This window comes from Microbacterium sp. NPDC056234, from assembly GCF_042267585.1.
GTDB lineage: Bacteria > Actinomycetota > Actinomycetes > Actinomycetales > Microbacteriaceae > Microbacterium.
In genome coordinates, this window is the sequence record NZ_JBHJTE010000001.1 from 466,806 (window position 1) to 491,457 (window position 24,652).

The 24,652-nt window shown below is 65.5% G+C and carries 27 protein-coding genes and 2 tRNA genes; 16 read left to right on the forward strand and 13 right to left on the reverse strand.

The genetic code is table 11. From position 1 onward, the window contains the following. Positions 1-467 precede the first annotated feature (467 nt). From ACFCYE_RS02275 to rpmH, 7 genes are all read right to left on the reverse strand, one after another. Positions 468-1,007, reverse strand: coding sequence for a GNAT family N-acetyltransferase (locus tag ACFCYE_RS02275; protein WP_376175931.1), 540 nt, complete (start codon positions 1,005-1,007; stop codon positions 468-470). Between the two features lie 248 nt (positions 1,008-1,255). Beyond that, entirely contained in the window at positions 1,256-1,882 is a 627-nt protein-coding gene (gene rsmG / locus ACFCYE_RS02280; RefSeq protein ID WP_376175932.1) for a 16S rRNA (guanine(527)-N(7))-methyltransferase RsmG, read from the reverse strand. A 31-nt stretch (positions 1,883-1,913) separates the two neighbouring features. Next, positions 1,914-2,408, reverse strand: coding sequence for a protein jag (locus ACFCYE_RS02285; RefSeq protein WP_376175933.1), 495 nt, complete (start codon positions 2,406-2,408; stop codon positions 1,914-1,916). Then, complete coding sequence (gene yidC / locus ACFCYE_RS02290) at positions 2,408-3,475, reverse strand: membrane protein insertase YidC (RefSeq protein ID WP_376175934.1); 1,068 nt, start codon at positions 3,473-3,475, stop codon at positions 2,408-2,410. The genes ACFCYE_RS02285 and yidC overlap by 1 nt, the downstream gene beginning before the upstream one ends. Positions 3,476-3,478: 3 nt before the next feature. Continuing rightward, the gene (yidD, locus tag ACFCYE_RS02295) at positions 3,479-3,829 is read right to left on the reverse strand and encodes a membrane protein insertion efficiency factor YidD (RefSeq protein ID WP_376175935.1); all 351 of its coding nucleotides are present in this window, start codon (positions 3,827-3,829) and stop codon (positions 3,479-3,481) included. Continuing rightward, positions 3,826-4,176: a ribonuclease P protein component gene (rnpA, locus tag ACFCYE_RS02300; protein WP_376175936.1), complete on the reverse strand. Its 351-nt coding sequence runs from the start codon at positions 4,174-4,176 to the stop codon at positions 3,826-3,828. The genes yidD and rnpA overlap by 4 nt, the downstream gene beginning before the upstream one ends. A 6-nt stretch (positions 4,177-4,182) precedes the next feature. Next, the gene (gene rpmH, locus ACFCYE_RS02305) at positions 4,183-4,320 is read right to left on the reverse strand and encodes a 50S ribosomal protein L34 (protein ID WP_013584598.1); all 138 of its coding nucleotides are present in this window, start codon (positions 4,318-4,320) and stop codon (positions 4,183-4,185) included. A gap of 318 nt (positions 4,321-4,638) precedes the next feature. Between rpmH and dnaA the strand changes: the two genes are divergently transcribed. The 12 genes from dnaA (at position 4,639) to ACFCYE_RS02365 (ending at position 18,049) form a co-directional block, all read left to right on the forward strand. Continuing rightward, the gene (dnaA, locus tag ACFCYE_RS02310; RefSeq protein WP_376175937.1) at positions 4,639-6,030 is read left to right on the forward strand and encodes a chromosomal replication initiator protein DnaA; all 1,392 of its coding nucleotides are present in this window, start codon (positions 4,639-4,641) and stop codon (positions 6,028-6,030) included. Between the two features lie 590 nt (positions 6,031-6,620). Next, on the forward strand, positions 6,621-7,763 hold the full coding sequence (gene dnaN, locus ACFCYE_RS02315) for a DNA polymerase III subunit beta (RefSeq protein ID WP_376175938.1): 1,143 nt from the start codon (positions 6,621-6,623) through the stop codon (positions 7,761-7,763). A 127-nt stretch (positions 7,764-7,890) separates the two neighbouring features. Beyond that, positions 7,891-9,096, forward strand: coding sequence for a DNA replication/repair protein RecF (gene recF, locus ACFCYE_RS02320; protein WP_376175939.1), 1,206 nt, complete (start codon positions 7,891-7,893; stop codon positions 9,094-9,096). Further along, positions 9,093-9,596, forward strand: coding sequence for a DUF721 domain-containing protein (locus ACFCYE_RS02325; protein ID WP_376175940.1), 504 nt, complete (start codon positions 9,093-9,095; stop codon positions 9,594-9,596). Before recF ends, ACFCYE_RS02325 begins: the two co-directional genes overlap by 4 nt. A gap of 118 nt (positions 9,597-9,714) precedes the next feature. Further along, a complete protein-coding gene (gene gyrB / locus ACFCYE_RS02330; protein WP_376175941.1) occupies positions 9,715-11,787 on the forward strand; it encodes a DNA topoisomerase (ATP-hydrolyzing) subunit B in 2,073 nt (690 codons plus the stop codon). A gap of 52 nt (positions 11,788-11,839) precedes the next feature. Continuing rightward, on the forward strand, positions 11,840-14,389 hold the full coding sequence (gene gyrA / locus ACFCYE_RS02335; protein ID WP_376175942.1) for a DNA gyrase subunit A: 2,550 nt from the start codon (positions 11,840-11,842) through the stop codon (positions 14,387-14,389). 5 nt (positions 14,390-14,394) lie between these two features. Beyond that, complete coding sequence (locus tag ACFCYE_RS02340; protein WP_376175943.1) at positions 14,395-14,799, forward strand: DUF3566 domain-containing protein; 405 nt, start codon at positions 14,395-14,397, stop codon at positions 14,797-14,799. A gap of 148 nt (positions 14,800-14,947) precedes the next feature. After that, positions 14,948-16,213, forward strand: a complete 1,266-nt coding sequence (locus ACFCYE_RS02345; RefSeq protein WP_376175944.1) for a sensor histidine kinase — start codon at positions 14,948-14,950, stop codon at positions 16,211-16,213. Beyond that, positions 16,201-16,884 (forward strand): response regulator, encoded by a 684-nt coding sequence (locus ACFCYE_RS02350; protein WP_376175945.1) that lies wholly within the window; start codon positions 16,201-16,203, stop codon positions 16,882-16,884. The genes ACFCYE_RS02345 and ACFCYE_RS02350 overlap by 13 nt, the downstream gene beginning before the upstream one ends. Next, on the forward strand, positions 16,881-17,822 hold the full coding sequence (locus ACFCYE_RS02355; protein WP_376175946.1) for a hypothetical protein: 942 nt from the start codon (positions 16,881-16,883) through the stop codon (positions 17,820-17,822). Before ACFCYE_RS02350 ends, ACFCYE_RS02355 begins: the two co-directional genes overlap by 4 nt. Positions 17,823-17,875: 53 nt before the next feature. After that, positions 17,876-17,949 (forward strand) — tRNA-Ile (locus tag ACFCYE_RS02360). Between the two features lie 27 nt (positions 17,950-17,976). Then, positions 17,977-18,049 (forward strand) — tRNA-Ala (locus ACFCYE_RS02365). 64 nt (positions 18,050-18,113) lie between these two features. On the opposite strand, the gene ACFCYE_RS02370 is transcribed toward ACFCYE_RS02365, so the two are convergent. Next, positions 18,114-18,851, reverse strand: coding sequence for an SDR family oxidoreductase (locus ACFCYE_RS02370; RefSeq protein ID WP_376175947.1), 738 nt, complete (start codon positions 18,849-18,851; stop codon positions 18,114-18,116). A gap of 100 nt (positions 18,852-18,951) precedes the next feature. Between ACFCYE_RS02370 and ACFCYE_RS02375 the strand changes: the two genes are divergently transcribed. Beyond that, positions 18,952-19,557 carry a TetR/AcrR family transcriptional regulator gene (locus ACFCYE_RS02375; RefSeq protein WP_376175948.1) on the forward strand — a complete coding sequence of 202 codons (606 nt, stop codon included), beginning with the start codon at positions 18,952-18,954 and terminating at the stop codon, positions 19,555-19,557. Here ACFCYE_RS02375 and ACFCYE_RS02380 read toward each other — a convergent pair. After that, positions 19,533-20,255 carry a TetR/AcrR family transcriptional regulator gene (locus tag ACFCYE_RS02380; RefSeq protein ID WP_376175949.1) on the reverse strand — a complete coding sequence of 241 codons (723 nt, stop codon included), beginning with the start codon at positions 20,253-20,255 and terminating at the stop codon, positions 19,533-19,535. The two genes, ACFCYE_RS02375 and ACFCYE_RS02380, sit on opposite strands and share 25 nt — an antisense overlap. A 107-nt stretch (positions 20,256-20,362) precedes the next feature. On the opposite strand from ACFCYE_RS02380, the gene ACFCYE_RS02385 reads away from it, so the two are divergent. Both ACFCYE_RS02385 and ACFCYE_RS02390 read left to right on the forward strand, forming a co-directional pair. Then, entirely contained in the window at positions 20,363-20,926 is a 564-nt protein-coding gene (locus ACFCYE_RS02385) for a dihydrofolate reductase family protein (RefSeq protein ID WP_376175950.1), read from the forward strand. A 105-nt stretch (positions 20,927-21,031) separates the two neighbouring features. Beyond that, positions 21,032-21,409: a YciI family protein gene (locus tag ACFCYE_RS02390; protein WP_376175951.1), complete on the forward strand. Its 378-nt coding sequence runs from the start codon at positions 21,032-21,034 to the stop codon at positions 21,407-21,409. Here ACFCYE_RS02390 and ACFCYE_RS02395 read toward each other — a convergent pair. Next, positions 21,388-21,894, reverse strand: coding sequence for a GNAT family N-acetyltransferase (locus ACFCYE_RS02395; protein ID WP_376175952.1), 507 nt, complete (start codon positions 21,892-21,894; stop codon positions 21,388-21,390). The two genes, ACFCYE_RS02390 and ACFCYE_RS02395, sit on opposite strands and share 22 nt — an antisense overlap. 2 nt (positions 21,895-21,896) lie before the next feature. Further along, a complete protein-coding gene (locus ACFCYE_RS02400; RefSeq protein ID WP_376175953.1) occupies positions 21,897-22,511 on the reverse strand; it encodes a M23 family metallopeptidase in 615 nt (204 codons plus the stop codon). A gap of 80 nt (positions 22,512-22,591) precedes the next feature. Here ACFCYE_RS02400 and ACFCYE_RS02405 point away from each other — a divergent pair, with 80 nt between their 5' ends. Next, positions 22,592-22,867, forward strand: coding sequence for a hypothetical protein (locus ACFCYE_RS02405; RefSeq protein WP_376175954.1), 276 nt, complete (start codon positions 22,592-22,594; stop codon positions 22,865-22,867). A gap of 19 nt (positions 22,868-22,886) precedes the next feature. Here ACFCYE_RS02405 and ACFCYE_RS02410 read toward each other — a convergent pair whose 3' ends face one another. Together ACFCYE_RS02410 and ACFCYE_RS02415 are read right to left on the reverse strand one after the other, a co-directional pair. Further along, complete coding sequence (locus tag ACFCYE_RS02410; protein ID WP_376175955.1) at positions 22,887-23,966, reverse strand: 3-deoxy-7-phosphoheptulonate synthase; 1,080 nt, start codon at positions 23,964-23,966, stop codon at positions 22,887-22,889. Positions 23,967-24,208: 242 nt separating this feature from the next. Next, positions 24,209-24,652, reverse strand: coding sequence for an iron chaperone (locus tag ACFCYE_RS02415; RefSeq protein ID WP_376175956.1), 444 nt, complete (start codon positions 24,650-24,652; stop codon positions 24,209-24,211).

Consider the following 24,652-nt stretch of genomic DNA (forward strand, 5'->3'; position numbering starts at 1 on the left):
GCCCGCCAGGACATCATGCCGGGCGAGGTTCGCCGCATGTCGATGCCGTTTCACGTGAAACGCCAGCTGCTCCTGAGCGAACCTCGCAGTTGCGCGACAACGATCCTCCACTGCACTCCCCCGTAGTTGAGGACCATCGCCGACGAGCGTCACCAGGCGCTCGAGATCGGAGATGATCAGGCCGGACGCTGGCTTTTGCTGGTTCTTGCGTTCGGACATCAGGCTGTCGCCCGGATTCCACCGCACTCCGCGTTACACGCGCGCATAAGAAAGAGCCCAGACGGGCGGATGTTTCACGTGAAACATCCGCCGAAACAGAACGTTTGAGAACGCGTGCGCGTCCATGGCCAAAATGTCCGGTCGAAATCAAGGAGAGACCATTGGCGCAGGTCGCCGGGATCGCGAGACAACCACGGCGGACATAAGATCGATCGATCGCTGCCGCGCTCCATACTTCACTTAGGTCTCTACGATCGACGTGACGAAGCTGTCCGGATCATGAAGACATCGACGGCGTCCTCTCGTTCGACCTCGAATCCGTGGCGGACGTACAGTCGACGTGCCGCGCTCCCCTGAAGGACATTCAATCGGTGGGCCGAGTCGGGCGAATCAGCGAGGATCTCCCCGAGGACCTGCCCGCCGATCCCCATGCCCTGCATCGTCGGTTCGAGATAGAAGTGCTCGATCCACCGGACTTCACCATCCGATCGAACCGCGACGAGTCCGACATCGCGCCCGTCTCGCACGATCACCCGGGTGTTCTGTGGGGAAAAGGCAGCAAGGAACCGTTCGCGGACACGTTGCTCATCATATCGCCCCAGTCGTTCCAGATCCGCGCGCAGGACGAGTGCTCTCAGATCGGCCATCCATTCCGCGTCTGTGCCCAGGCTCTGACGGAAGATCCAGTCCGCCGATCGCACATGCATCAATCGGTCACACCCCCTTTCAACCCATCGTTTCACGTGAAACATCCGCATCGACGCCGGCAGCCCGTCTCTCGCTGGCATCGAGAGAGCCGCGCTCCACCCGACCGCGGAGGCCAGAACCTCTTAGATGCAGCAAGGCCTCCACCGTGCGCGAGGGAACCTCGCCAGTAGGAGCAACGCCCTCCCCGGGCGCACGGCGAGAGGCCCCGACTCGATTCCCGACACGTCAGCCGCGCAGTGAGTGCTCGGATAGCACGGCCAAGAAACGTTCGATAGTGGGGTGAAGCGGCGGCGCTACACGATGTTTCACGTGAAACATCGTGCGACCGTCATGCCCGGACGATGCCCCGCACGACGCGAGTGACTTCGGCCAGAACGCCCTCGCCCAACACTTCGACACGAACGTCCGTCAGCTTGTACTTCCTGATCTGCTTCTCGGCCGCGTCGATCTCGTTGGCAGCGTTCACGCCCTTGAGGAGCGCGATCTCACCACCGTCCCGAACAAGCGGAGCGGTGAGGGGCAGCAAGGTACGCAGCGCGCTGACGGCTCGGGCTGTGACGACGTCGAAGGACTTCGGCCGACCGACCTCTTCCGCGCGTGCACGGAGGACTTCGACGTTACTCATATCGAGAGCGCTCACCTGTTCATTGAGCCAGGCGACGCGGCGCTCCATCGGCTCGACCAGCGTGACCTGCACATCAGGACGCGCAATCGCCAGGACGAGCCCTGGCAAGCCGGCACCAGAGCCGATGTCCGCGACGTGACCATGAAGAAGAGGGGCAGCGATCGCCGAATTCAGCACATGGCGAGTCCAGAGCCGCGGAAGCTCCAAGGGGCCGATCAGCCCGCGCTCCTCCCCCTGCGCCGCAAGAGCATTCGTGAATGCACGCGCGAGGTCGATTCGATCACCGAACAGCGCAACGGCCGCGGACGGTTCGGTTTCCACCTCGGTCATGACCTGTTCCCGGACCGTTTCACGTGAAACATCAGCGACGACGGATGACCGTGTGGCGATCTGCGCCGTCACCATAGGACTCAGACGTGAGACCGCGGTCCGCGACGATATCGTGCACGAGCTTGCGCTCGTAACTCGACATCGACGGGAGAGATGCCTGCGATGCCCCATCGTCGAGCTTCACGACGGCGGCATCCACCAGACGCTCGAGCTGTCGACGACGGGCGTCGCGGGATCCACCGATGTCGAGGATCAACCGGGAGAAAGCTCCCGTCTTGCTCTGCACCGCAAGGCGCGTGATCTCCTGCAGGGCTTGAACGGTATCCGGCGCGGACAGCAGTTCAATGCCATCCCCTTCGGCCTCAACCGAGACGTACGCACGACCCTGCCGTACGTCGAGATTCAGGTCGCCGTCGATATCCGCGATGTCAAGCAGCTCTTCCAGGAAGTCCGCTGCGACGTCGCCCTCGGCCTCGAGGTCGGCGACGCTCGGGACAGGGCGCTCGGTGACGTCCTCGACGCTCATCAGTTGGTGCCCTTCTTCTTCGCGCGCTTCTTTCCTACCGGCTGCTGGCGCTTCGGCGCCTCGGCCTTGGCCTTCTCCGCCGCTTCGAGCTTGCGCTGCTGCTCAGCCTCATAGACCGACATCGGAACGACCTTGCCCTCAGCGTTGATGGCCTTGCCCTTGCGGGCGAGTCGCTCCTCGCGGGCCTTCGCGGCCTCGGAACCGGGGGTCGGCATCTCGCGGATGACCAGGAACTGCTGCGCCATGGTCCACAGGTTCGAGACGAACCAGTAGACGACGACACCGAGCGGGAAGAACACACCGGAGAAGATGAAGCCCAGCGGCAGGACGTAGAGCATGATCTTCTGCATCTGGTACGCCTGGCCGGTCTTGGCCTCGGGCGACAGGTTCTTCGAGATGATCTGCAGCTGCGTGAAGAACTGCGACGCGATCATGAGAACCACGAGGATCACGAGCAGAACGATCGCGGTCACGTTCTGCGTCTCGATGGCCTGGCCGAGCGTGCCATGCAGCGAGACGGTCCCGAAGATCGTCGCGTCGTAGAACTCCTTGGTGAGCTCGGGGCTGAGCAGTCCGACCCCACCGAGACCGGCGATGGCGTGCTTGGTCACGTCGTTGAGCACGCTGAAGAGCGCGAAGAAGATCGGCATCTGGACCAGCAGCGGAAGACAGCTCGACATCGGCGTCGTGCCGTGCTTCTTGTACAGGGCCATCGTCTCGCGGCTCATGGCCTCGCGAGAGAGCTGATCCTTCTTGCCCTTGTACTTCTCCTGGACTTTTCGCAGTTCAGGAGCAATTTCCATCATCTTTCGCTGGCTCTTGATCTGTCGCACGAACAGCGGGAACACCGCCCCGCGCACCACGATGACAAGACCGACGATCGACAGGATCCAGGTGATGCCGGCTGCGGCCGGTAGCCCCATCGCCGTGAACAGCCAGTGCCAGAAGACGAGCACGGCCTCGACCGCCCACTTCAGCGGCCACAGGATCGTCCCGAGCAGGTCGAACCCGGAGTTCTCGGGTGCTGGTGTCGATGTCGCAGACGCGAGCAGAAGGTCAAGACCCACTGTTCAGTCCTTTCGAAGAGGAACGACGAAACCGTGAGCGGTCAGGTCGTAATGGAAATGCTTGTGCGGGTGGACGTCGTCGACGCCACCCTGAGTCCAGGGGTTGCACCGCAGGATGCGCCATGCCGAGAGCAGAGCTCCCTTCACCGCGCCATGCTGCTGCACCGCACCTACAGCGTAGGCGGAACAAGATGGGTAATACGCGCACACGTCTCCGTAGAGCGGCGAGATCACCTTGCGATACGTCGTGAGAAATCCGAGCACGAGATTCCGCGGGAGCAGTGGGATGCTGCGCAGAAGGTCCCCGGCATGCAGGTGCGCCTCACCGAAGGCATACGAAGGCAGTGCGCTCACGTCGTCACCTGTCGGGTCAGGCGGGTCAGGCAACGCTGCACATCCGCCCGTAGTTCCACGAACGAAGCCGTCGCGGATGCAGGAAGGGCACGGATGACGACATCCGTGCCCTGAGGGACCTCTGACAACAACTCCGCGCAGACGGCTTTGAGCCGACGACGCACGGTGTTGCGGATCACAGCGTTGCCCACCTGCTTGCTGATGATGAACCCGAACCGGGCTGCTCGCTCCGTGTCAGTGGTCGGGAGAACCGAGGTGATGACACGGCTGCCGCCGCACCGCGAACCGCGCCTGACCACCATTCGGTAGTCATCGCCACGGGTCAGACGATGCGGACGGGCGAGCACAGCGGGTTACGCCGAAAGCTCGGTGCGGCCCTTCGCACGACGGGCGGCCAGGATGCCGCGGCCCGCGCGGGTACGCATGCGGGCACGGAAGCCGTGCTTCTTGGCACGACGACGGTTGTTGGGCTGGAAAGTGCGCTTGCTCATGGATCACTCCGGGAAGTCAGTCACCGGATGCAGATCTACCGGGGACATGGGGGCTGCCCAATTGGGCATAAGTCAACCGATTTAGGGTACGTCAGTCTGGCACGCAGGGCAAATCCCCGCGTGGCAGCGCCGACTCCGGCATCCGATCCGCACAGCCATTATCCACAGCCGGATGCACCCGACCCGGCACAACACACCCGCCGGTTTTCCGCGGCAGGTTGCCGTTCACAGCTGTGATGACTACCGTGGCATCCGAAGTTATCCACAGGGGAGTCCGCGGTCACAGCGACTCTCCGATCCTCGTCCGCACGGAGCGCCATGTCCTCGCCTGCCCACCCCGACGTCCCGGTCTGGAACGAGGTGCTCGAGGTCCTGGCAGATGATGACCGCGTCACACCTCAGTTGCAGGGCTTCCTCTCACTGGCGGTGCCCGCCGGGGTCATGGGTGCGACCTTGTATCTCGATGTGCCCAACGATCTCACCGCGGCACAGATCAACAAGCGGCTGCGCGTACCTCTCATGGAAGGGCTCGCACAGACGGGCGGCGAGGTCACCTCGTTCCGCGTCGTCGTGAACCACGAACTCGCGGATCAGCCGACGGCACCGATCGCGGTGTCGGATTTCGCCCGTATCGAGCCGGCTCGAGTCGAATCGCCGATGGAGCAGCCGAGCTCTGTCCGACACGAATCCCGCCTGAACCCGAAGTACACCTTCGACAACTTCGTGATCGGCCAGTCCAACCGGTTCGCGCATGCGGCGGCGGTCGCCGTCGCCGAGGCGCCGGCCAAGGCGTACAACCCACTGTTCATCTACGGCGATTCCGGTCTGGGTAAGACTCACCTGCTGCACGCCATCGGCGACTACGCCCAGTCGCTCTATTCCGGCGTCAAAGTCCGCTATGTCTCCAGCGAAGAGTTCACGAACGACTTCATCAACTCCATCGCGAACAACCGCGGTTCCGCGTTCCAGGCGCGCTATCGCGACGTCGACATCCTTCTCATCGACGACATCCAGTTCCTCCAGGGACGCGCAGAGACGCAGGAAGCCTTCTTCCACACCTTCAACACACTGCATGACCACAACAAGCAGGTGGTGATCACGAGCGATGTCGCTCCGAAGCACCTCACCGGCTTCGAGGATCGGATGCGAAGCCGCTTCGAGTGGGGCCTCATCACGGACGTCCAGGCGCCCGACCTCGAGACGCGCATCGCGATCCTGCGCAAGAAGGCGCAGAGCGAAGCTCTCCACATTCCCGACGAGGTGCTCGAGTACATCGCCACCGTGGTGTCGTCCAACATCCGCGAACTCGAGGGAGCACTCATCCGGGTGTCGGCGTTCGCGAGCCTGAATCGTTCGTCTCTCGACATCTCGCTTGCCCAGACCGTGCTGCGCGACATCATCGACACCGCCGAGGACAACATCATCTCGCCGACGGACATCATCACGGCGACGGCGCAGTATTTCAAGCTCACCGTCGACGACCTGTACGGTTCCAGCCGCTCGCAGCAGATCGCCACAGCCCGACAGATCGCCATGTATCTCTGCCGTGAGCGCACCAACCTCTCGCTGCCCAAGATCGGCCAGCTCTTCGGCAACCGCGACCACACCACCGTGATGTACGCGTACAAGAAGATCAGCGAGCTCATGAAGGAACGTCGCTCCATCTACAACCAGGTGACGGAGATCACCACGCAGCTCGGACGCCGCTGACCCGGACCGAACGGGCGCTGCTCGATTCCGCATGCGTTTCGGCTCGCTCCGCTCGCTCAACGAGCGACGTGGCGTCCCAGCTGTATCCGCCGCAGCCGACGACGACGTCGAAGCTGCCGCTCCTCACCCCTTCCGGATCGGATGCCCCGCAGCCCGGCCCCCATTACCTTCACCCCACGGAACTCGACGCTTGACACGCCGCCCAGCACTCCGATATGCCGGTTTGCACATGTGGATAACTTGTGGATGAATCCCGTTGTTAACGGGACGAATCCATTCCGAACGCGGCATCCTGTGGATAACTCGAGGAAGGGCGAAGAGACCTGACCATCCCGAAACCCGCGGTTTCCTCAGGGATTCCACATCTCACAGCCGTGTAGTTTCCTACTCCCGACTGATATCCACCGAGTTATCCACAGTATCCACAGCTGTTAACACCGTTAAGGAGTTAACCCGAATGAAGCGCGATCCGATCACCTCGAAGGTGTGGAAACCGGGGCGTATGGTTCGGTCGCACTCTGGGGCTACGATGGGAAGCCCTGCGGTGGGCCCGCCTGCGCAGGTCTTGTAATTACGACGAGGGAGCGCCCGTGAGGTTCCAGGTCAATCGCGATGTCTTCAGCGAAGCAGTGTCCTTCGTCGTCAAACTCCTGCCTCAGCGCAATCCGCAGCCGATCCTCGCCGGCGTGCTGATCGAAGCCGGTGACGCCGGATTGACGCTTTCCGCGTTCGACTACGAGGCATCCGCCCGCACGACGATCGACGCGACGGTCGACACACCTGGCACGATCCTGGTCCATGGCCGCCTGCTGTCGGACATCGCGAGCCGGCTGCCCAACGCACCCATCGAGATCGCCGTCGAAGACGACGGCGGGATCACCGTCACCTGCGGCTCCGCCCGGTTCACCCTCGCTGCGATGCCGGTCGAGGAATATCCTTCGATTCCCGAGGTCTCCGGGTCGTCCGGTGTGGTTCCGGCCGAGGATTTCGGCACGGCGATCGCGCAGGTCGGTTTCGCGGCGTCGCGCGACGATGTCACGCCTGTCCTCACCGGTGTGCAGCTCGAAGTCTCCGGCCACAGCCTCAGCCTCGTCGCCACCGACCGGTACCGGGTGTCGCTGCGCGATGTTCCGTGGGACGGCACCTCAGCCGACCAGACCGCGCTCGTCCCGGCACGCACGCTGCAGGAGGTCGGCAAGACCTTCGCGCACGCCGGCAACATCGAGATCGCGTTCTCGGGTGAGGGCGATCGCGAGATCATCGCCTTCACCGCTGGCAACAAGACAGTGACTTCTCTCCTGATCAAGGGCAATTTCCCGCCCGTGCGCCGGCTGTTCCCCGAGCAGACCGACCACTACGCGGTCGTCAGCACGGCCGATCTCATCGAGGCCGTCCGCCGCGTCTCGCTCGTGCTCGACCGGGCCGCTCCGCTGCGTTTCACGTTCTCCAGCGACAACGTCACCATGGACGCTTCGGGCAGCGAGCAGGCACGAGCATCCGAATCGGTCGACGCGCACCTCTCCGGTGGAGACGAGGTCACCCTCGGGCTCAACCCGCAGTACCTTGTCGAGGCGCTCGGCGCGGTCAAGAGCGAGTTCGTGCGCGTCACGTTCACCTCGAGCGACAACGCGAACAAGCTCAGCCCGATTCTCGTCACGAGCCAGACCTCGGTCGACCAGGCCGGCAACGACTCGTACAAGTACCTGCTCCAGCCGAATCTCCTCCTGCGCTGACACTCCTCCCCCTCCCATTCCCAGAACGGGAGCATCCCGGAGCCCGGCATTGCGAACTCACGAGCGATGTCGAACGCGAACTTCACCCCGGCATCCTCTGTCCGACGTCCCGACTAGGCTGACTCCCGTGATTGTGGAGCACCTGAACCTGGTCGATTTCCGCAATTACGCGACCGCTGATCTCGCCCTGCACCCCGGGCCGAACGTTCTCGTCGGCCGTAACGGCCAGGGCAAGACGAATCTGGCCGAGGCGATCGTGTTCCTCGCCACTCTGGGTTCGCATCGGGTTTCTTCAGATGCGCCGATGGTGCGCGATGGCCACGAGTTCGCGATCATCCGAGCCCGTCTGTCGGTCGGGGAACGTCGGGTCCTCATCGAGGTGCAGCTGAACAGGCAGGGATCCAACAAGGCGCGCATCAACGGTTCGACTGTGAAGACGAGCGAACTGCCGCGATATGCGCATGTCGTCCTGTTCGCTCCCGAAGACCTGCAGATCGTCCGGGGAGACCCGTCGGCACGCCGTCGTTTCGCCGATCAGCTGCTCATCCAGCGTGCTCCGCGCATGGCTGGGGTGCTCGGCGACTATGACCGCGTGCTCAAACAGCGCACTGCCCTGCTGAAATCCGCTCGCGCCCGGGGGATCCGGGGCGAAGCCCTCACGACACTCGAGGTGTGGGACGACAAACTCGTTGCGCTCGGCAGCGAGATCATCGCGGCCAGGCAGCGCCTGGCAGCCGACCTCCAGGCTCCGTTGGCAGAGGCCTACAGCGCGATCGCGGGAGCCGATCACCGGCCAGAGCTCGAGTGGGCGCTCTCGGTCCGCGGGGGAGACCCGGAAGAGGGCGAACCTGCGGAGTCCGCGGCTGTCGAGCGCGCCGACATCGCCGAGGCCTTCCGCGCCGCACTGCTGGCGAAGCGCACCCAGGAGCTGGATCGAGGACTCACTCTCGTCGGACCGCACCGCGATGATCTGCTCATGCGCGTGCGATCGCTTCCGGTGAAGGGTTACGCATCGCATGGCGAATCCTGGTCGGTGGCGCTCGCGCTGCGCCTCGCTTCCGCGGAGCTTCTGCGCAGCGAGTCGCCGGCCGGCGATCCGGTGCTGATCCTCGACGACGTGTTCGCCGAGCTCGACGCCGATCGACGTCGACGGCTCGCGACGCTGACCAGCGGGTACGAGCAGGTGGTGGTAACGGCCGCAGTCGAGGAGGATATCCCTGATGTGCTGCACCGTCACGTCGTGCGCATCGACGCGGGGACGATCGTCGACGAACGATCCGATGCGGGGACGTCCGAGACAGCACTCGGCGACGACGAGGGGAGCGACCAGTGACCGAGCACATCACGCACGCGGCATCCGACATCCCCGAGACCGTTGCGACCTACCTGCGCCTGCGGGGTCTGAAGCCGAGTTCGAAGAACTGGAAGCGCAAACGCCGCATTGCGGACGACGACGAGAACGCCCCGTTCACGCCGGGCCGAGACCCCGGATCGCTCGGCGCGGTCCTCGACGTCCTCACGAAAGAGGCCGGTTGGGAATCGACGATGGCACGGGAGGACCTGGTCCGCCAGTGGGCGGACCTCGCCGGGGCGGACACCGCGAAGCACTCCGACCCGGTCTCCCTGGAGAACGGAATGCTCACGGTCAAGTGCGATTCGACGGCGTGGGCGAAGAACCTCCAGTACATGCGCGGAACAATCCTCACTGAGATCGGCAGGAGGTATCCGGCAGCAGGTGTGGACAACCTCCGTTTCATCGGACCGGACGTTCCCTCTTGGAAATGGGGCCCGAGAGCCGTCCCAGGGCGGGGTCCGCGCGATACCTACGGGTAGGACACCACGAGAGGTATCCGGATCGATTTGAGGGCCACACACGGCCTTTCAGCGCGATGAACCGCTTCCAGTACAGCTAGACTGGACTTCACAAGATCGATGTGGAGACTGCCCTCTGATGACGCCTGAATCCCCCGCTGACGAGACGGAATCGACGACCGGGGGCACCCCCGACGTGCAGCAGAGCTCTGCCGCCGAATCCACGAAGATCTCCGCCGAGTACGGCGCCGACTCCATCCAGATCCTCGAAGGACTCGAGGCGGTGCGCAAGCGACCCGGCATGTACATCGGATCCACGGGTCCTCGCGGCCTGCACCACCTCGTGCAGGAGATCGTCGACAACTCCGTCGACGAGGCGATGGCCGGCCATGCCGACACCATCGTCGTGACCCTGCTCGCCGACGGCGGCGTCCGCGTCGTCGACAACGGCCGCGGCATCCCCGTCGACCCGCACTCGTCCGATCCGACCAAGTCCACCGTCGAGGTCGTGCTGACCATCCTGCACGCCGGCGGAAAGTTCGGCGGCGGCGCCTACGCCGTCAGCGGCGGCCTGCACGGCGTCGGCTCGTCGGTCGTGAACGCGCTGTCCACGCGCTTCGACGTCGAGGTCAGGCAGAAGGGCTTCGTCTGGCGGCACAGCTTCGCCGACGGCGGCGTTCCGCAGCAGCAGCTCGAGAAGGGCGAGGCGACCGAGGAGACCGGAACGAGCATCACGTTCTGGCCGGACGCCGAGATCTTCACCGAAGGCATCGAGTTCGAGTACGAGACGCTGCGCACCCGCTTCCAGCAGATGGCGTTCCTCAACAAGGGACTGCGCATCGAGCTCAACGATGAGCGCGAGAACGCGACGTACGAGACCGAAGTGGACGGCCAGACCGTCACGAAGCAGCGTGCGGATGTCTTCCACTACGAGCGCGGACTCGTCGACTACGTCGAGTACCTCAACAAGGTGCGTCACGCCGAGGTCGTCAACGACGAGATCATCGATTTCTCCGCAGAGGACACGGTGCGCAAGATCTCCGTCGAGATCGCCATGCAGTGGACGACGTCGTACACCGAGAGCGTGTTCACCTACGCGAACGTCATCAACACTCACGAGGGTGGCACGCACGAAGAGGGCTTCCGCGCCGCACTCACGACGCTCGTCAACAAGTACGCGCGTGCGAACAACCTGCTCAAGGAGAAGGACGACAACCTCTCCGGCGATGATGTCCGCGAAGGCCTGACCGCGGTGATCTCGGTGAAGCTGTCCGAACCGCAGTTCGAGGGGCAGACCAAGACCAAACTGGGCAACACCGAGGCGAAGGCTTTCGTGCAGAAGGTCGTCGGCGACCAGCTCGGCGACTGGTTCGACCGCAACCCGACCCAGGCGAAGAACGTCATCCGCAAGGCGATCGACGCAGCGACCGCTCGTCTGGCGGCCCGGAAGGCACGCGAGACCGCGCGTCGCAAGAGCGTGTTCGAATCGGCCGCGATGCCGGACAAGCTCAAGGACTGCACGAGCAAGGATCCGTCGATCAGCGAGATCTTCCTCGTCGAGGGTGACTCCGCAGGCGGCTCCGCCGTGCAGGGACGCGACCCGCACACGCAGGCGATCCTGGCTCTCCGAGGCAAGATCCTCAACGTCGAACGAGCTCGCCTCGACAAGGCGCTGGGCAACAAAGAGGTCCAGGCGATGATCCAGGCCTTCGGCACTGGCATCGGCGAGGACTTCGACATCGAGAAGGCCCGCTATCACAAGATCGTCCTGATGGCGGATGCCGACGTCGACGGTCAGCACATCACCACCCTGCTGCTGACCCTGCTCTTCCGCTACATGCGCGGACTGATCGAGGCCGGTTTCGTCTACCTCGCGATGCCGCCGCTGTACCGGCTCAAGTGGTCGAACCAGCCGCACGAGTACGTGTACTCGGATGCCGAGCGCGACGCGCTGCTCAAGGACGGACTCGCGAACGGCAAGCGCATCCCCAAGGATGCCGGCGTGCAGCGCTACAAGGGTCTCGGCGAGATGAATGCCAAGGAGCTGTGGGAGACGACGATGGATCACTCCACCCGTACCCTTCGCCAGGTGACGATCGACGACGCCGCCGCGGCGGACGAGATCTTCAGCGTGCTCATGGGCGAGGACGTCGAGTCCCGTCGCGGCTTCATCCAGCGCAACGCCAAAGACGTCCGCTTCCTGGACATCTGACCCGCGTTCCGCCTTGCTTCTGTCGCTCAACGACCGGAATTGAAAGACACACATGACTGACGAAGAACGTCCCGACATCAACACAGGACACGACCACGGCAAGATCGACCAGGTCGACCTGCAGTCGGAGATGCAGCGCAGCTATCTCGACTACGCGATGGCGGTCATCGTCGGCCGTGCGCTGCCGGATGTGCGCGATGGCCTCAAGCCCGTGCACCGTCGCGTGATCTACGGCATGTACGACGGTGGATTCCGCCCCGACAAGTCGTTCTCGAAGTGCGCCCGTGTCGTCGGCGAGGTCATGGGTCAATACCACCCGCACGGCGACTCGGCGATCTACGACGCCCTCGTCCGCCTCGTGCAGCCGTGGTCGCTGCGCTACCCGCTCGCGCAGGGGCAGGGAAACTTCGGATCCCCGGGCAACATGGGGGCCGCAGCCCCGCGGTACACCGAGACCAAGATGGCCCAGCTCGCCCTCGAGATGGTGCGGGACATCGAAGAAGAGACCGTCGACTTCACCGACAACTACGACGGTCAGACGCAGGAGCCGACGGTCCTGCCGGCACGGTTCCCGAACCTGCTCGTGAACGGTTCGGTCGGAATCGCGGTCGGCATGGCGACCAACATCCCGCCGCACAACCTGCGGGAGGTCTCGGACGCTGCGCTGTGGGCGCTCGACAACCCCGGTCTTCCGCGCGAGGAACTCCTGGAGGGCCTGATCCAGCGCGTCCCCGGTCCGGACTTCCCCACCGGTGCGCAGATCCTGGGCACCAAGGGAATCCAGGAGGCCTATCGCACAGGACGCGGATCGATCACGATGCGCGCTGTCGTGAACGTCGAGGAGATCCAGGGCCGCACGTGCCTGGTCATCACCGAGCTGCCGTACCAGGTCAACCCCGACAATCTCGCGGTCAAGATCGGTGATCTCGCCCGCGACGGCAAGATCACCGGCATCGCCGACATCCGTGACGAGTCCTCGGACCGCACGGGTCAGCGCCTGGTCGTCGTCCTCAAGCGGGATGCCGTGGCGAAGGTCGTGCTCAACAACCTGTACAAGCACACCCAGCTGCAGGAGAACTTCGGCGCGAACATGCTCGCGATCGTCGACGGCGTGCCGCGCACGCTCGCGCTCGACGGGTTCGTGACGCACTGGATCGACCACCAGATCCACGTGATCGTGCGCCGCACGATCTTCCGTCTGCGCAAGGCCGAGGCGCGCATGCACATCCTGCGCGCCTACCTCAAGGCACTCGATGCGCTGGACGAGGTGATCGCGCTGATCCGTCGTTCGCCCAGCGCCGATGAGGCCCGCGAAGGTCTGAAAGCGCTCCTCGATATCGACGACGACCAGGCGCAGGCGATCCTCGACATGCAGCTGCGTCGCCTGGCGGCGCTCGAGCGGCAGAAGATCATCGACGAGGCCACCGAGATCGAAGCGAAGATCAAGGACTACAACGCGATCCTCGCCGACGAGATGCGCCAGCGCGCCATCATCCGCGAGGAGCTCGTCGGCATCGTCGAGCGCTTCGGTGACGAGCGTCGCACGCACATCCTGCACGGCTTCGACGGCGACGTGTCCATGGAGGACCTCATCGCCGAAGAGGAGATGGTGGTCACGGTCACCCGCGACGGCTACATCAAGCGGACGCGCAGCGACAACTACCGTTCGCAGCACCGCGGTGGCAAGGGCATCAAGGGCGCTCAGCTGCGCGCCGATGACATCGTCGAGCACTTCTTCGTGACGACCACGCACCACTGGCTGCTGTTCTTCACGGACAAGGGGCGCGTCTACCGGACGAAGACCTATGAGGTGCCGGAGGCCGGCCGCGACGCCAAGGGCACGCATGTCGCGAACCTGCTGGCGCTGCAGCCGGATGAGGGAATCGCACAGATCCTCGATATCCGCGACTACGCCGTCGCCGACTATCTCGTCCTCGCGACGCGTGAGGGCCTCGTCAAGAAGAGCCGCCTGGGCGACTACGACACAAACCGTCAGGGCGGCGTGATCGCGATCCGTCTGAACGACGAGGACGAACTCGTCGGTGCCCTGCTGGTGGACAGGTCGGACGACATCCTCCTCATCAGCCGCCGCGGCATGTCGGTGCGCTTCTCGGCGACCGACGAGGCGCTGCGTCCGATGGGTCGCGCGACCGCCGGTGTGAAGGGAATGAAGTTCCGCGAGGGCGACAGTCTGCTCTCGGCATCCGTCGCCGCCCCTGGGCAGTTCGTGTTCGTGGTAACCGATGGCGGGTACGCCAAGCGCACCGCGATCGAGGAGTATCGCGTGCAGGGACGCGGCGGCTACGGCATCAAGGTGGCCAAGCTGAACGACGATCGGGGAACGCTCGCCGGTGGTCTGATGGTCGCGGACGACGACGAGGTCCTGGTGGTTCTGTCCAGCGGCAAGGTGGTACGCTCTGCCGTGGCCGAGGTCCCGGCGAAGGGCCGCGACACCATGGGTGTGGTGTTCGCGAGGACATCTGCGGATGATCGCATCCTGGCCATCGCCCGCAACGGAGAGCGGGGCCTCGCCGAGGAAGAGTCCGAGGCGGATCCCGAAACGCCCGACTCCGAGAACACACAGACTCCTGAGGAAAACTAAGACGCATGAGCACAGTAGCCGACAAGCTCGCGAAGAAATCGACGCGCAAGTCCGGGGGAAAGCAGGTACGCCTGCGCCTGGTCTACGTCGACTTCTGGTCCGCGGTGAAGCTGGCGTTCCTCGGGGCGATCGCGTTCGCGGTCGTGACCATGGTCTCGTTCTTCCTGGTGTACATGGTCCTGCAGGCGACGGGAGTCATCTCGCAGGTCGATGAGATCCTCGGAAGCTTCACCGATGGCGCGTTCTCGCTGTCGGAGACGGTCGGCCTTCCGCAGGTCATGGCATTCGCCGCCGTCGTCTCGATCCTGAACCTCATCGTCTTCACCGTGATGGGCGCGGTCGTCGCGGGCATCTACAACCTCGCGGTCAAGGTCACCGGCGGTCTGCTGGTCGGCTTCACCTCGAACTGACATCAGGTTCCCACGGAAGGCGGATGCTTCGGCATCCGCCTTCCGTCGTTCGAGCCACCGGTTGCACCGACGGAGTAGGGAAAACCCGAACGGAGCTGTCCGGATGCCTCGGTACCCTGCGAGACCGCGGAACCGTAGCGTTATGGGCATGACGAATCAGACTGCACACCCCGCAGCGCCGGTCGCGGATCGGCCGCCGGTGCGCTTGTTCTTCACGATCCTTCAGCTCACCGCCCTCGGTGTACTCGGAGCCATCGCCTTCAGCATCCTGACCGGCCTGTTCGCCACCGGAATCGCCCTGACGTTCGTCTTCGGCATCGGCCTGATCTTCCTGGTCGGTCTGGTCTACGCGATGTACGGCGTCGCGTGGTTCGAGGTCGCTCGCGTCAGCGGGCTCTACGACCTGAACCTGCCCACTCTTCGGTGGCGCCGCCGCACCCGCCCCGGATTCGGTGGATGGCTGCGTTCGCTGGGCCGTCAGGCCGTCGATGGTCCGATGTGGCGCGCACTGGCGAACTTCGTGCTCGCCTGCCTCGCCGGTGCACTGATCCTGCGTCTGTTCTGGGGCATGATCTGGTCGGCGATCACCGCCTTCGCGCCGCTCACGCTGGAGGGCACCGTCGCCGGGCCCTACGGCAGCGAGATCCTGGTCGCGTGGGCGCCGCTGGTCGGCATCCTGGGCGTCGTGATCTCGGCCGCCGCGATCGTCGGGCTCGCGCTGCTGCATCGCGTGATCACCCGTGCGCTGGTCGTACCGAGCCGGGAAGCAGAGCTCACCGAGCAGGTCCGCACCACCAGTGCACAGCGCGAAGGCGCCGTCCGCGCAGCGGACGTCGAGCGCACCCGCATCGAACGGGACCTCCACGACGGCGTCCAGCCGCGCCTCGTCTCGGTCGGCATGACGCTCGGGCTCGCCCAGCAGAAGATCGATGAGGACCCGGCGAAGGCCAAGGAGCTGATCTCCGAGGCGCACACGTCGACCAAGGCCGCCATCACCGAACTGCGCCAGCTCGCCCGCGGCATCCACGCATCCGTGCTGGACGACCGGGGCCTGGACGCCGCGCTCTCCGCCCTCGCCGGTCGCTCGCACATCCCCGTGCACCTGGACGTCCGCATGGAGGGCCGGTGCAGTCGGGATGCCGAGGCTGCGGTGTACTTCGCGATCGCCGAGTCCTTGACGAATGCCGCCAAGCACTCGCGGGCCAGCGACTGCCGCGTCATCGTGCGTCGCCGCGAGAACGGCGTGCTGTGGGCCCGGGTCGAGGACAACGGAATGGGCGGGGCGCAGATCCAGCCCGGTGGCGGCCTGGACGGCATCTCCAACCGCGTGCTCGCCGCCGGCGGCACGTTCCGACTCGACAGCCCGCAGGGCGGTCCGACCAGCCTGGAGGTGAGTGTGCCATGCGCATCCTGATCTGTGAGGACTCCGTCCTGCTGCGAGAGGGTCTGGTCCGACTCCTCGAGGATGCCGGCCACGAGGTGGTCGCAGCACTCCCTGACACGAACGGGCTGCACGACGCGGTGACCGAGCAGGCGCCGGATCTCTGCATCCTCGACGTCCGCCTTCCTCCGACGTTCACGGACGAAGGGATCCGCGCGGCACTCGAGATCCGAGCCCGCCGGGCCGAGCTGCCGATCCTCGTGCTCTCGCAATACGTCGAAGAGCGCTACGCGAGCGAACTGATCGCCGCGCAGGGAGGGCCGCTCGGCTACCTGCTGAAGGATCGGGTCGCCGATGTCTCGGAGTTCGTGACTTCCGTGGAGCGCATCGCGGACGGCGCGACAGTGCTCGACCCGGAAGTGGTCGCGCAGCTGCTCACGCGACGCAACAAGGACGACCGGATGCTCCGACTCACCGAGCGCGAACGCACCGTGCTCGCGCTGATCGCCGAGGGGAAGTCGAACCAGGCGATCGCCGGGCTCCTGTTCCTCTCCGAAGCCAGCGTCGAGAAGCACATCACATCGATCTTCCAGAAGCTCGGTTTCGAGCAGGACGAGTCGGGCAACCGGCGGGTGCTGGCGGCACTCGCCCACATCGAGAACAACGGCGGCTCTGCCGCCGGACAGACAGGAGCGGCACGATGACCACGAACAGCAACGGCGGGCACGAGATCCCGCTGACTCCTCCCCCGTCCACCCCGGATACTCCCGTGAACGCGGCGCCGGCGACGGCATCCGTTCCACCGGCAGGCGGACCTGTTCCACCGCCAGCGGGCCCGGCCCGACCGGCCTCAGGTGCAGGCCGCCCGATCGGCATCGTCCTCGCCGTGATCGGTGGCGTGGCGCTGCTCGGATCCGGAGCCACGGCGGCCTTCGCGGCCGGCGATCAGCTCACCCCGAGCGATTCCTTCGCGACGACGGATGCCGCCGGCATCCAGGCGCTCGATATGGAGGTCGGCGCCAGCGATGTGATCGTCGAATTCGGCGACGTCGATGAGGCCGAGCTTCGTGTCGAGGGCGGCAGTGGCGGTGCATGGACGATCGAGCGGGACGAGGACGAACTGATCGTCCGCAGCCCGAACCGGACTTTCGGATGGTGGTTCGGCGGATGGTGGGGCGATGACGAGCACGTGGTGCTGACGCTGCCGGAGAACCTGCAGAGTGCCGGGCTCGACCTCGACCTCGATCTCGGGGCCGGAAGCCTGGAAGCGTCGGGCGACTTCGGCGAGGTGGACCTGCACGTCGGCGCGGGTGCGCTGACGATCGAGGGCTCCGCCACTTCGGTGGATGCGGACATCAGCGCAGGCCGCGCAGAGATCGAGCTCGCGGACGTCCGAGAGGCCGACTTCGGCATCTCGGCAGGACGTCTCACCGCCGAGCTCACCGGCACCACCCCCAACGCGATCACGTTCGAGGTGAGCGCAGGCTCGCTGCAGCTGACCGTGCCGGATGACGTGTACAACGTGACCCAGGAAGTCAGCGCCGGATCGTTCGACAACCGCGTGGAGACCTCCACCAGCGCCTCCAGCACGATCGACGCGAAGGTCTCCGCCGGATCGGCCACTGTGCGCTCAGGGGACTGACCCGGCTCGATTCGGTTTTTTCGTCAATCTCAGGTAATCTCGTGGAGGTTGACGGGGCTATAGCTCAGGCGGTTAGAGCGCTTCACTGATAATGAAGAGGTCCCAGGTTCAAGTCCTGGTAGCCCCACTCCACACTCCAATAGAACACCCTCAGGGGGCCTTAGCTCAGTTGGTAGAGCGCCTGCTTTGCAAGCAGGATGTCAGGAGTTCGAATCTCCTAGGCTCCACAGAAGCGAAGAGGACCCGAGCGAGATGCTCGGGTCCTCTTCGCGTTTCTCCTCGACAGGCCCCTCACGCGGCGCCGCCGTTGACGTAGAGGGTCTGGCCGTTGACCCAGCGAGCGGGCCCGGCCAGGAACGCGACGGTCTCAGCGATGTCCTCCGGCGTGCCCAGCCGCTGGAACGGGTTGTTGTTCGCGATCTGCTCGATCAGCTCGACACTCTTGCCGTCCAGGAACAGCGGGGTGGCGGTGGGTCCAGGGGCCACGGTGTTGACCGTGACGTCCCGGCCCCGCAGCTCCCGTGCCAGGATCAGCGAGATCGCCTCGACCGCGGCCTTGGAGGCCGCATACGCACCGTAGGCCGGCGTCTGCAGGCGAGTGATCGAGGTCGAGAAGTTGATGATGGCGCCGCCGGGACGGATTCGCTGGGCGGCGAGTTTGTCGACGACGAACGTGCCGCGCACGTTGATGCGCTGGACCCTGTCGAACTCCTCCAGATCGAGCTGTGCGATGGGCGACAGCGGCATGATCCCCGCCGTGTGCACGAGCACGTCGACGCCGCCGAACTCTTGCTCTGCGACATCGAACAGCGTCGTGGCGGACTCCTCTTCGGAGATGTCGCCACCGGCGGTCACCGCGCGCCCTCCGGACTCGATGATGGACGCGACGGTCTCGTCGGCGCGATCCCTGTTGCCGTGGTAGTGCACGACGACCGCGATTCCGTCGGCGGCCAGGCGGAGAGCACTCGCTCTGCCGATACCGCCGGAACCCCCGGTCACGATCGCGACACGCTCGTTTGTGCTGGTCATGGCAGGCCCTTTCGTCATTATGTGAACAAGTCGTACATTAACCTGAGATGGCTAAATGTACAAGCGGTTCACATAGAATCATCAGCGAGAAGGAGCATCGATGAGCGAACAGAACGAGAGTCTGCGGCGCGGCCGGGGCCGCAGGCCGGCGGCACAGGTCCGCGCCGGCATTCTCGCCGCGACAGGCCGCCTGCTCCTGAGCGAGGGGTTGCAGGCGGTGACCTTCGACCGCGTCGCCAAGGAGGCGGGATCGAGCAAGGTCACGCTCTACAAGTGGTGGCCCTCGCCGGGCGCGATGGCCGCCGAGGCCTACTTCGCTCAGAGTGCGCCGGTCCTGGTCTTCGCCGACACCGGCGACCTCGCAGCGGATCTCGTCTCACAATTGACCTCGTTCGTTCGCTGGCTGACGAGCGAAGGGGCCGCCACGCCGGTTTCTGAGCTGATCGGTGCCGCGCAGGCGGACGCGGACCTTGCTCTGGCATGGACCGAGGAGTACGCGCGCCCACGACGCGACCTTGCCCGCGCGCGGCTGCGGACCGCCCAGCAGCAGGGGCAGCTGCGCGAGGATGCTGACGTCGACGTGATCATCGACCAGCTCTGGGGTGCCTGTTATCACCGGCTCCTCGTCCTCAAGGTGCCCTTTGACGAGACGCTCGTTCCTCGGCTGGTCGGGCAGGCGCTCTATGGGGCCGCCCGCGCAGACTGACGCTCGGGTGAGCTCCGGCCACAGTCCGGCCCGGTGGATCCCGGCGGCAACCGGGTCCAGTCCGATCGGTCACCTGATTCTCGCGCGCACCGCGCAGCGATCGTCAGGGCGGCCTGCGCGACCACCTGCTCCTTCTCGTTGTCGGCGAGCGTCCATCCGCCGTGGACCAATCGTGGCCAGAACACCATGGTCGCGATCATTCCGAGGAACTGCGCGGAGATGACGTCAGGGTCATCGACGTGGGCGGTGCCCGCGTCATGCGCAGCGATGAGGAATGCTCTGAGTGCGGAGAGCACGGGGAGGGTGCCGAAATCGAAGGTCCGCTCACGAAGCTCGGGAAAGCGCGGTGACTCCGAGATCACGATCCGCATCAGGTCGGCCATGTCGGGACGATCGAGCAGTCGGACATAGGCGCCTCCGAGGATCACGAGTCCATCGAGGAAGTCCTCGGGATCCGGCGCGACCTGTTCGGTATCCGGGGTGCTGCCTGCTGCGAGTACGGTCGCTTCGAAGAGCTCCGCCTTCGTGGGGAACTGCTTGAACAGTGTCGCCTTCGATACACCGGCGTGCCTGGCGATCTCCGCGAGGGACGTGCGGTCGTAGCCGTTCTCCAGGAATGGGCCGGCGGCCGCCGTGAGGATCGCTGCGCGATTGACGGCGGCGATCTGCTGGTGGTAAGCGGAGAGTCTGCGGGTCATCACTTCAGTATCGCATTGAGGTGAGCTGCTTGACTCACCTCAATGCCCGGGGATATCTTCGTGTTATGGCGAGTCGCTCGACTCACCACAGTGAGAAGGGACAGATCATGTCGAAGGTGATGATCCACGCCACAGTCTCGGTCGACGGGTTCATGGCGGATCCGGACGGAGGGATGGATTGGATGAACGGATTCCCTGTCGCTGCGGAGGACGAGCACATCGTGCGGAAGATCTGCTCCGACATCGGCGCCATCGTCGGGGGCGCGAACAAGACCCAGACGATCGAGGAACGGGAGATTCCGTACGGCGGATTCCTGAAGGTGCCCGTCTACCTGATGACGCACAGCGGTCAGGAGGCGGTCGAGCGCGACGGGACCCGCTTCACGTTCGTCGTCGACGACATCGACGAGGCTGTGCGGCGTGCGCGGCAGGATGCGGGTGAGAAGTGGGTGAGCGTGTTGGGCGGCCGCGTCGCGCGGCAATGCCTCGCCCTCGGCCTCATTGACGAAATCCGGCTCCATGTCGTGCCTGCCGTGCTGGGCGAAGGCATCCCGCTCTTCGCCGGGCTGGAACGTCAGCTCCGCCTCGAACGCCTGGAGACCGCCGCGTTCGCCAGCGAAGTGCACCTTTGCTATCGAGTCCAGCGAGCCGCGCCTGCGTCGGGAGAGTGAGCGCCGCAGCGCGCGATGCGACCTCGATGTCGATCCAGGGGTTGCCCGTTCGACGTCATGGTGAGAGGGTCGCACGAGGTGGCCCACGACGAAGGGAACGGAATCATGACCCAGTACTTCCTGACCGTGCCGCACGACACGGCGACCGAGCCGACGATGCAGTCGATGCAGGAGTTCGACCCCGCAGAGCTCGCCGCCGTCATGGCCGCGGTCGATGAGTTCAACACCGCTGTGAAGGATGCCGGAGCTCTGCTGTTCGCCGGCGGCCTCAACCCGCCGTCGACGGCGAAGACCGTCGATGTGTCATCGGGTGAGGCACGCGTGCTCGACGAGCCCTTCGTCGAAGCCGAATCCTACGTCGGCGGGTTCTGGGTGATCGAGGCAGTGGACGAGAGCGCGGCCGTCGAGTGGGCGACCAGGGCGTCGACCGCGCTGCAGTGCCGCATCGAGGTCCGCGCGCTTCAGGAGGCACCGGACGCGTAGCCGTCGGCATCCCACTCCGCGAAGTACCAGAGCACGGGTTCGTCGGTGCCGGGGAGGTTGTTGCGGAAGCCATGCCGCTCGTAGAAGCGGCGCGCACCGGCGTCACCCGAGTCGACGTTGATGTGCATCTCCCCCGCGCCGCGCCGGCGGGACTCCTCGATCGTCCGGGCGAGCAGCACCGCACCGATCCCCTCGGAACGGTGGGATGGGCGCACATAGAGTTCGTCGAGTGTGGCGACTTGGCCGCCCTCGTTGTAGATCGCCGGACGCAGCGCGACGACGGCGTACCCGGCGGCGGTCCCGTCCACCCACGCGAGCAGTGCGAACCCGGCCGGGTCGGCGAGGAATCGACGGAAGCGCGGCAGCAGCACTTCGAATGGCGGCTCCGGCTCGTCGAACTCGTCACCGAAGTCGATCTGCAGCTGCGTGAGCGTTTCGGCATCCCGCTCGGTGGCGAAGACGATGCCGATTTCGGATGGAGGCATCCTCACATTCCTTTCGTGTCAATGATCCGGCCGTTCCGCGGCGGCGGTCCGCCATTGAGCGTGAAGGGGACTGCCTGCGCAGCCAGAGGATCCGCCCGATCCATCGCCTGCAGGTGCAGATGCGGTTCGGTGCTGTTGCCGGAGTTGCCGCAGCATCCGATCCGGTCGCCGACGACGACTCTGGATCCGACCGAGACGACGATGCTGCCCTGCTGCAGATGGCACAGGGCGACGACACCACCGGACGTCTCGATCACGACGTGGTTTCCCGCGAGCGCCCGCCAGCCTTGCGCCGCCCGCCGCCCTTGCGTCAGTGCGTATCCGACCGACGGGATGCCGCGGTGCGCACGGTGATCCTCCTCGAAGTCGTGCGCACCGGTGACGACCCCCGTCACCGGTGCGAGCACGGGACGCCCGAATCCGACGAACAGTTCGGCATCCTCCGTCCGGATCAGGGATCGAAGGGTGAACCGCACACTTCGCCCATCCGCCCCGACGGGAACGAAATCGATCGCGTGTGCGCTCGCGAATCGGGTCGTGCCGTGACTGGGCACGCGATCGGCCGGGCTGTTCTGCGTCAGCCAGCGACCCGTGAAGGGGTAGGCGAGATCCAGCACGGCGCTCCTCTCGGACGCGCTCAGTCTGCCAGCATCCGGTGGAGTCCGGGGCGGCGATGCGGACCTCCTAGGATCGAAGAGTGCTGATCGGTCTCATGCGTCCTGTGGAAACCCGCTCCGTCGCGATCGAGGCCGCCGATCTGGCCGATGTCCAGGTTCAACTGGCGGCGCAGCGGCCCGAGGGGTTCGACCTCGTCTCCTCTCCGGTCGAGATGATCAAGGGGGCGGCGATCCTCAAGGTCGTCGGCACGTTCGCCCGCCGCGACCAGGTCACCCGGATCGAGGCGGACGACATGGCTGCACTCCGGGCGAAGGTGCCCGAGGGGTGGCAGTTGCTCAACGTCCTCAAGGTCTGACCCCGATGACGGGAGGCCGTCAGACCCGCCGCGCGCGCACCGCCGAGGCCAGACCTGCGAGGACATCGGCGGTCGTGTCCCAGCCCATGCACGCGTCGGTGACGCTCTGGCCGCGAACGAGTCCCGCCGGACCCTTCGTCACATCCAGCTTCTGCGCGCCGGCGACGAGATTGCTCTCCAGCATGACGCCCGCGATCGCGGCCCCCTCGCTCGCGATCTGCAGGCCGAGTTCGCGCGCGACCTCGGCCTGTCGGATGTGGTCCTTGCCGCTGTTGCCGTGACTCGCGTCGACGATCAGCCGCGAGGTGAGGCCGGCCGCCGCCAGCCGAGAAGACGCGCGTGCCACGTGCTCGCTTGCGTAGTTCGGCCCGTCCGCGCCACCGCGCAGGATCACCGAGGTGTCCGGGTTGCCCGTCGTCGACACGAGGCTCGCGCGGCCATCGGCGCCGATCCCGAGGAACGCCTGCGGAGAGGATGCGGCGGCTGCGGCATCCAGAGCGACCTGGAGCCCGCCATCCGTGCCGTTCTTGAAGCCGATCGGCATCGACAGGCCGCTCGCCAGCTGGCGGTGGATCTGGCTCTCCGTGGTCCGAGCGCCGATCGCGCCCCACGAGACGAGATCAGCCGTGTACTGCGGGCTGATGGGCTCGAGGAACTCGGTGGCGCACGGGATTCCGAGCGCCGTGACGTCCCGGAGGAAGGCGCGGGCCTGTCGCAGGCCCATTTCGATGTCGTGGCTGCCGTCCAGGTGGGGGTCGTTGATCAGGCCCTTCCACCCGACGGTCGTGCGCGGCTTCTCGAAGTAGGTCCGCATGACGATCAGGAGGTCGTCGCGGTGGCGCTCCGCCTCGAGCACAAGGCGGCCGGCGTACTCCAGCCCCGCCTCGGGATCGTGGATGGAGCAGGGGCCCGCGACCACGAGAAGGCGGTCGTCCTCGCCGGCCATGATGGCGCGGATCTCGTCGCGCGTGCGGGAGACGAGCGCTGCGCGTTCATCTCCGACCGGCAGCTCCGCGGCGATCTCCGCCGGCGTCGGGATCGTGGTGAAGGCCGCGACGTGGAGATCCGCGGTGGCGTCGATGGCGGCTGCGTCGTTCATCTGCAGGGGGTCCTGTCGTGTCCTGGGCGGACCCCGTGCAGAGCCCGCCGAAACGGCGAAAGCCAGAGCGAATGCTCTGGCTTGTCGGCTCTGAAGGTGTCGGTATGCGCTAGATCAGCGCCGGCCCCTCCAGAGCCGACTCGAAATACGCATACCAACGGGATGTCATGGACAAGACCATACCGCATGATCGGGGCTGCCCGGCGCGGCGGCGTCGGAGACCGCACCGCCGCGCGCCCGGGTCAACTCGCCGCGAGCCGGATCCGCTCGGCCAGGAAGGTCAGATCGGCATCGGTGAGATCCGTCACCGCGTACGAGGTCGGCCACACCGTGCCGTCGTCGAGGTTCGAGTTCGTCTCGAACCCGAACGTGCCGTAACGCACCTTGAACTTCGAGGCCGGCTGGAAGAAGCACAGCACCTTGCCGTCCTTGCCCCAGGCCGGCATGCCGTAGTACGTGCGCGGCACGAGATGCGGGGCGTTCTCGCTGACGAGTTCGTGCAGCTTGGTGGCGAGCGTCCTGTCCGGCTCCGGAAGCTCGGCGATCTTCGCGAGCACCTCGGCCTCGCCCTCGGCGCGCGCCTGCTCCGGGGTCTTCTTCGCGCGGGAGCGCGCCGTCTTCTTCTCGGCGGCTGCGGCCTTCATGGCCTCGCGCTCTTCGTCGGTGAAGTTCTTCGTCTCGGACAT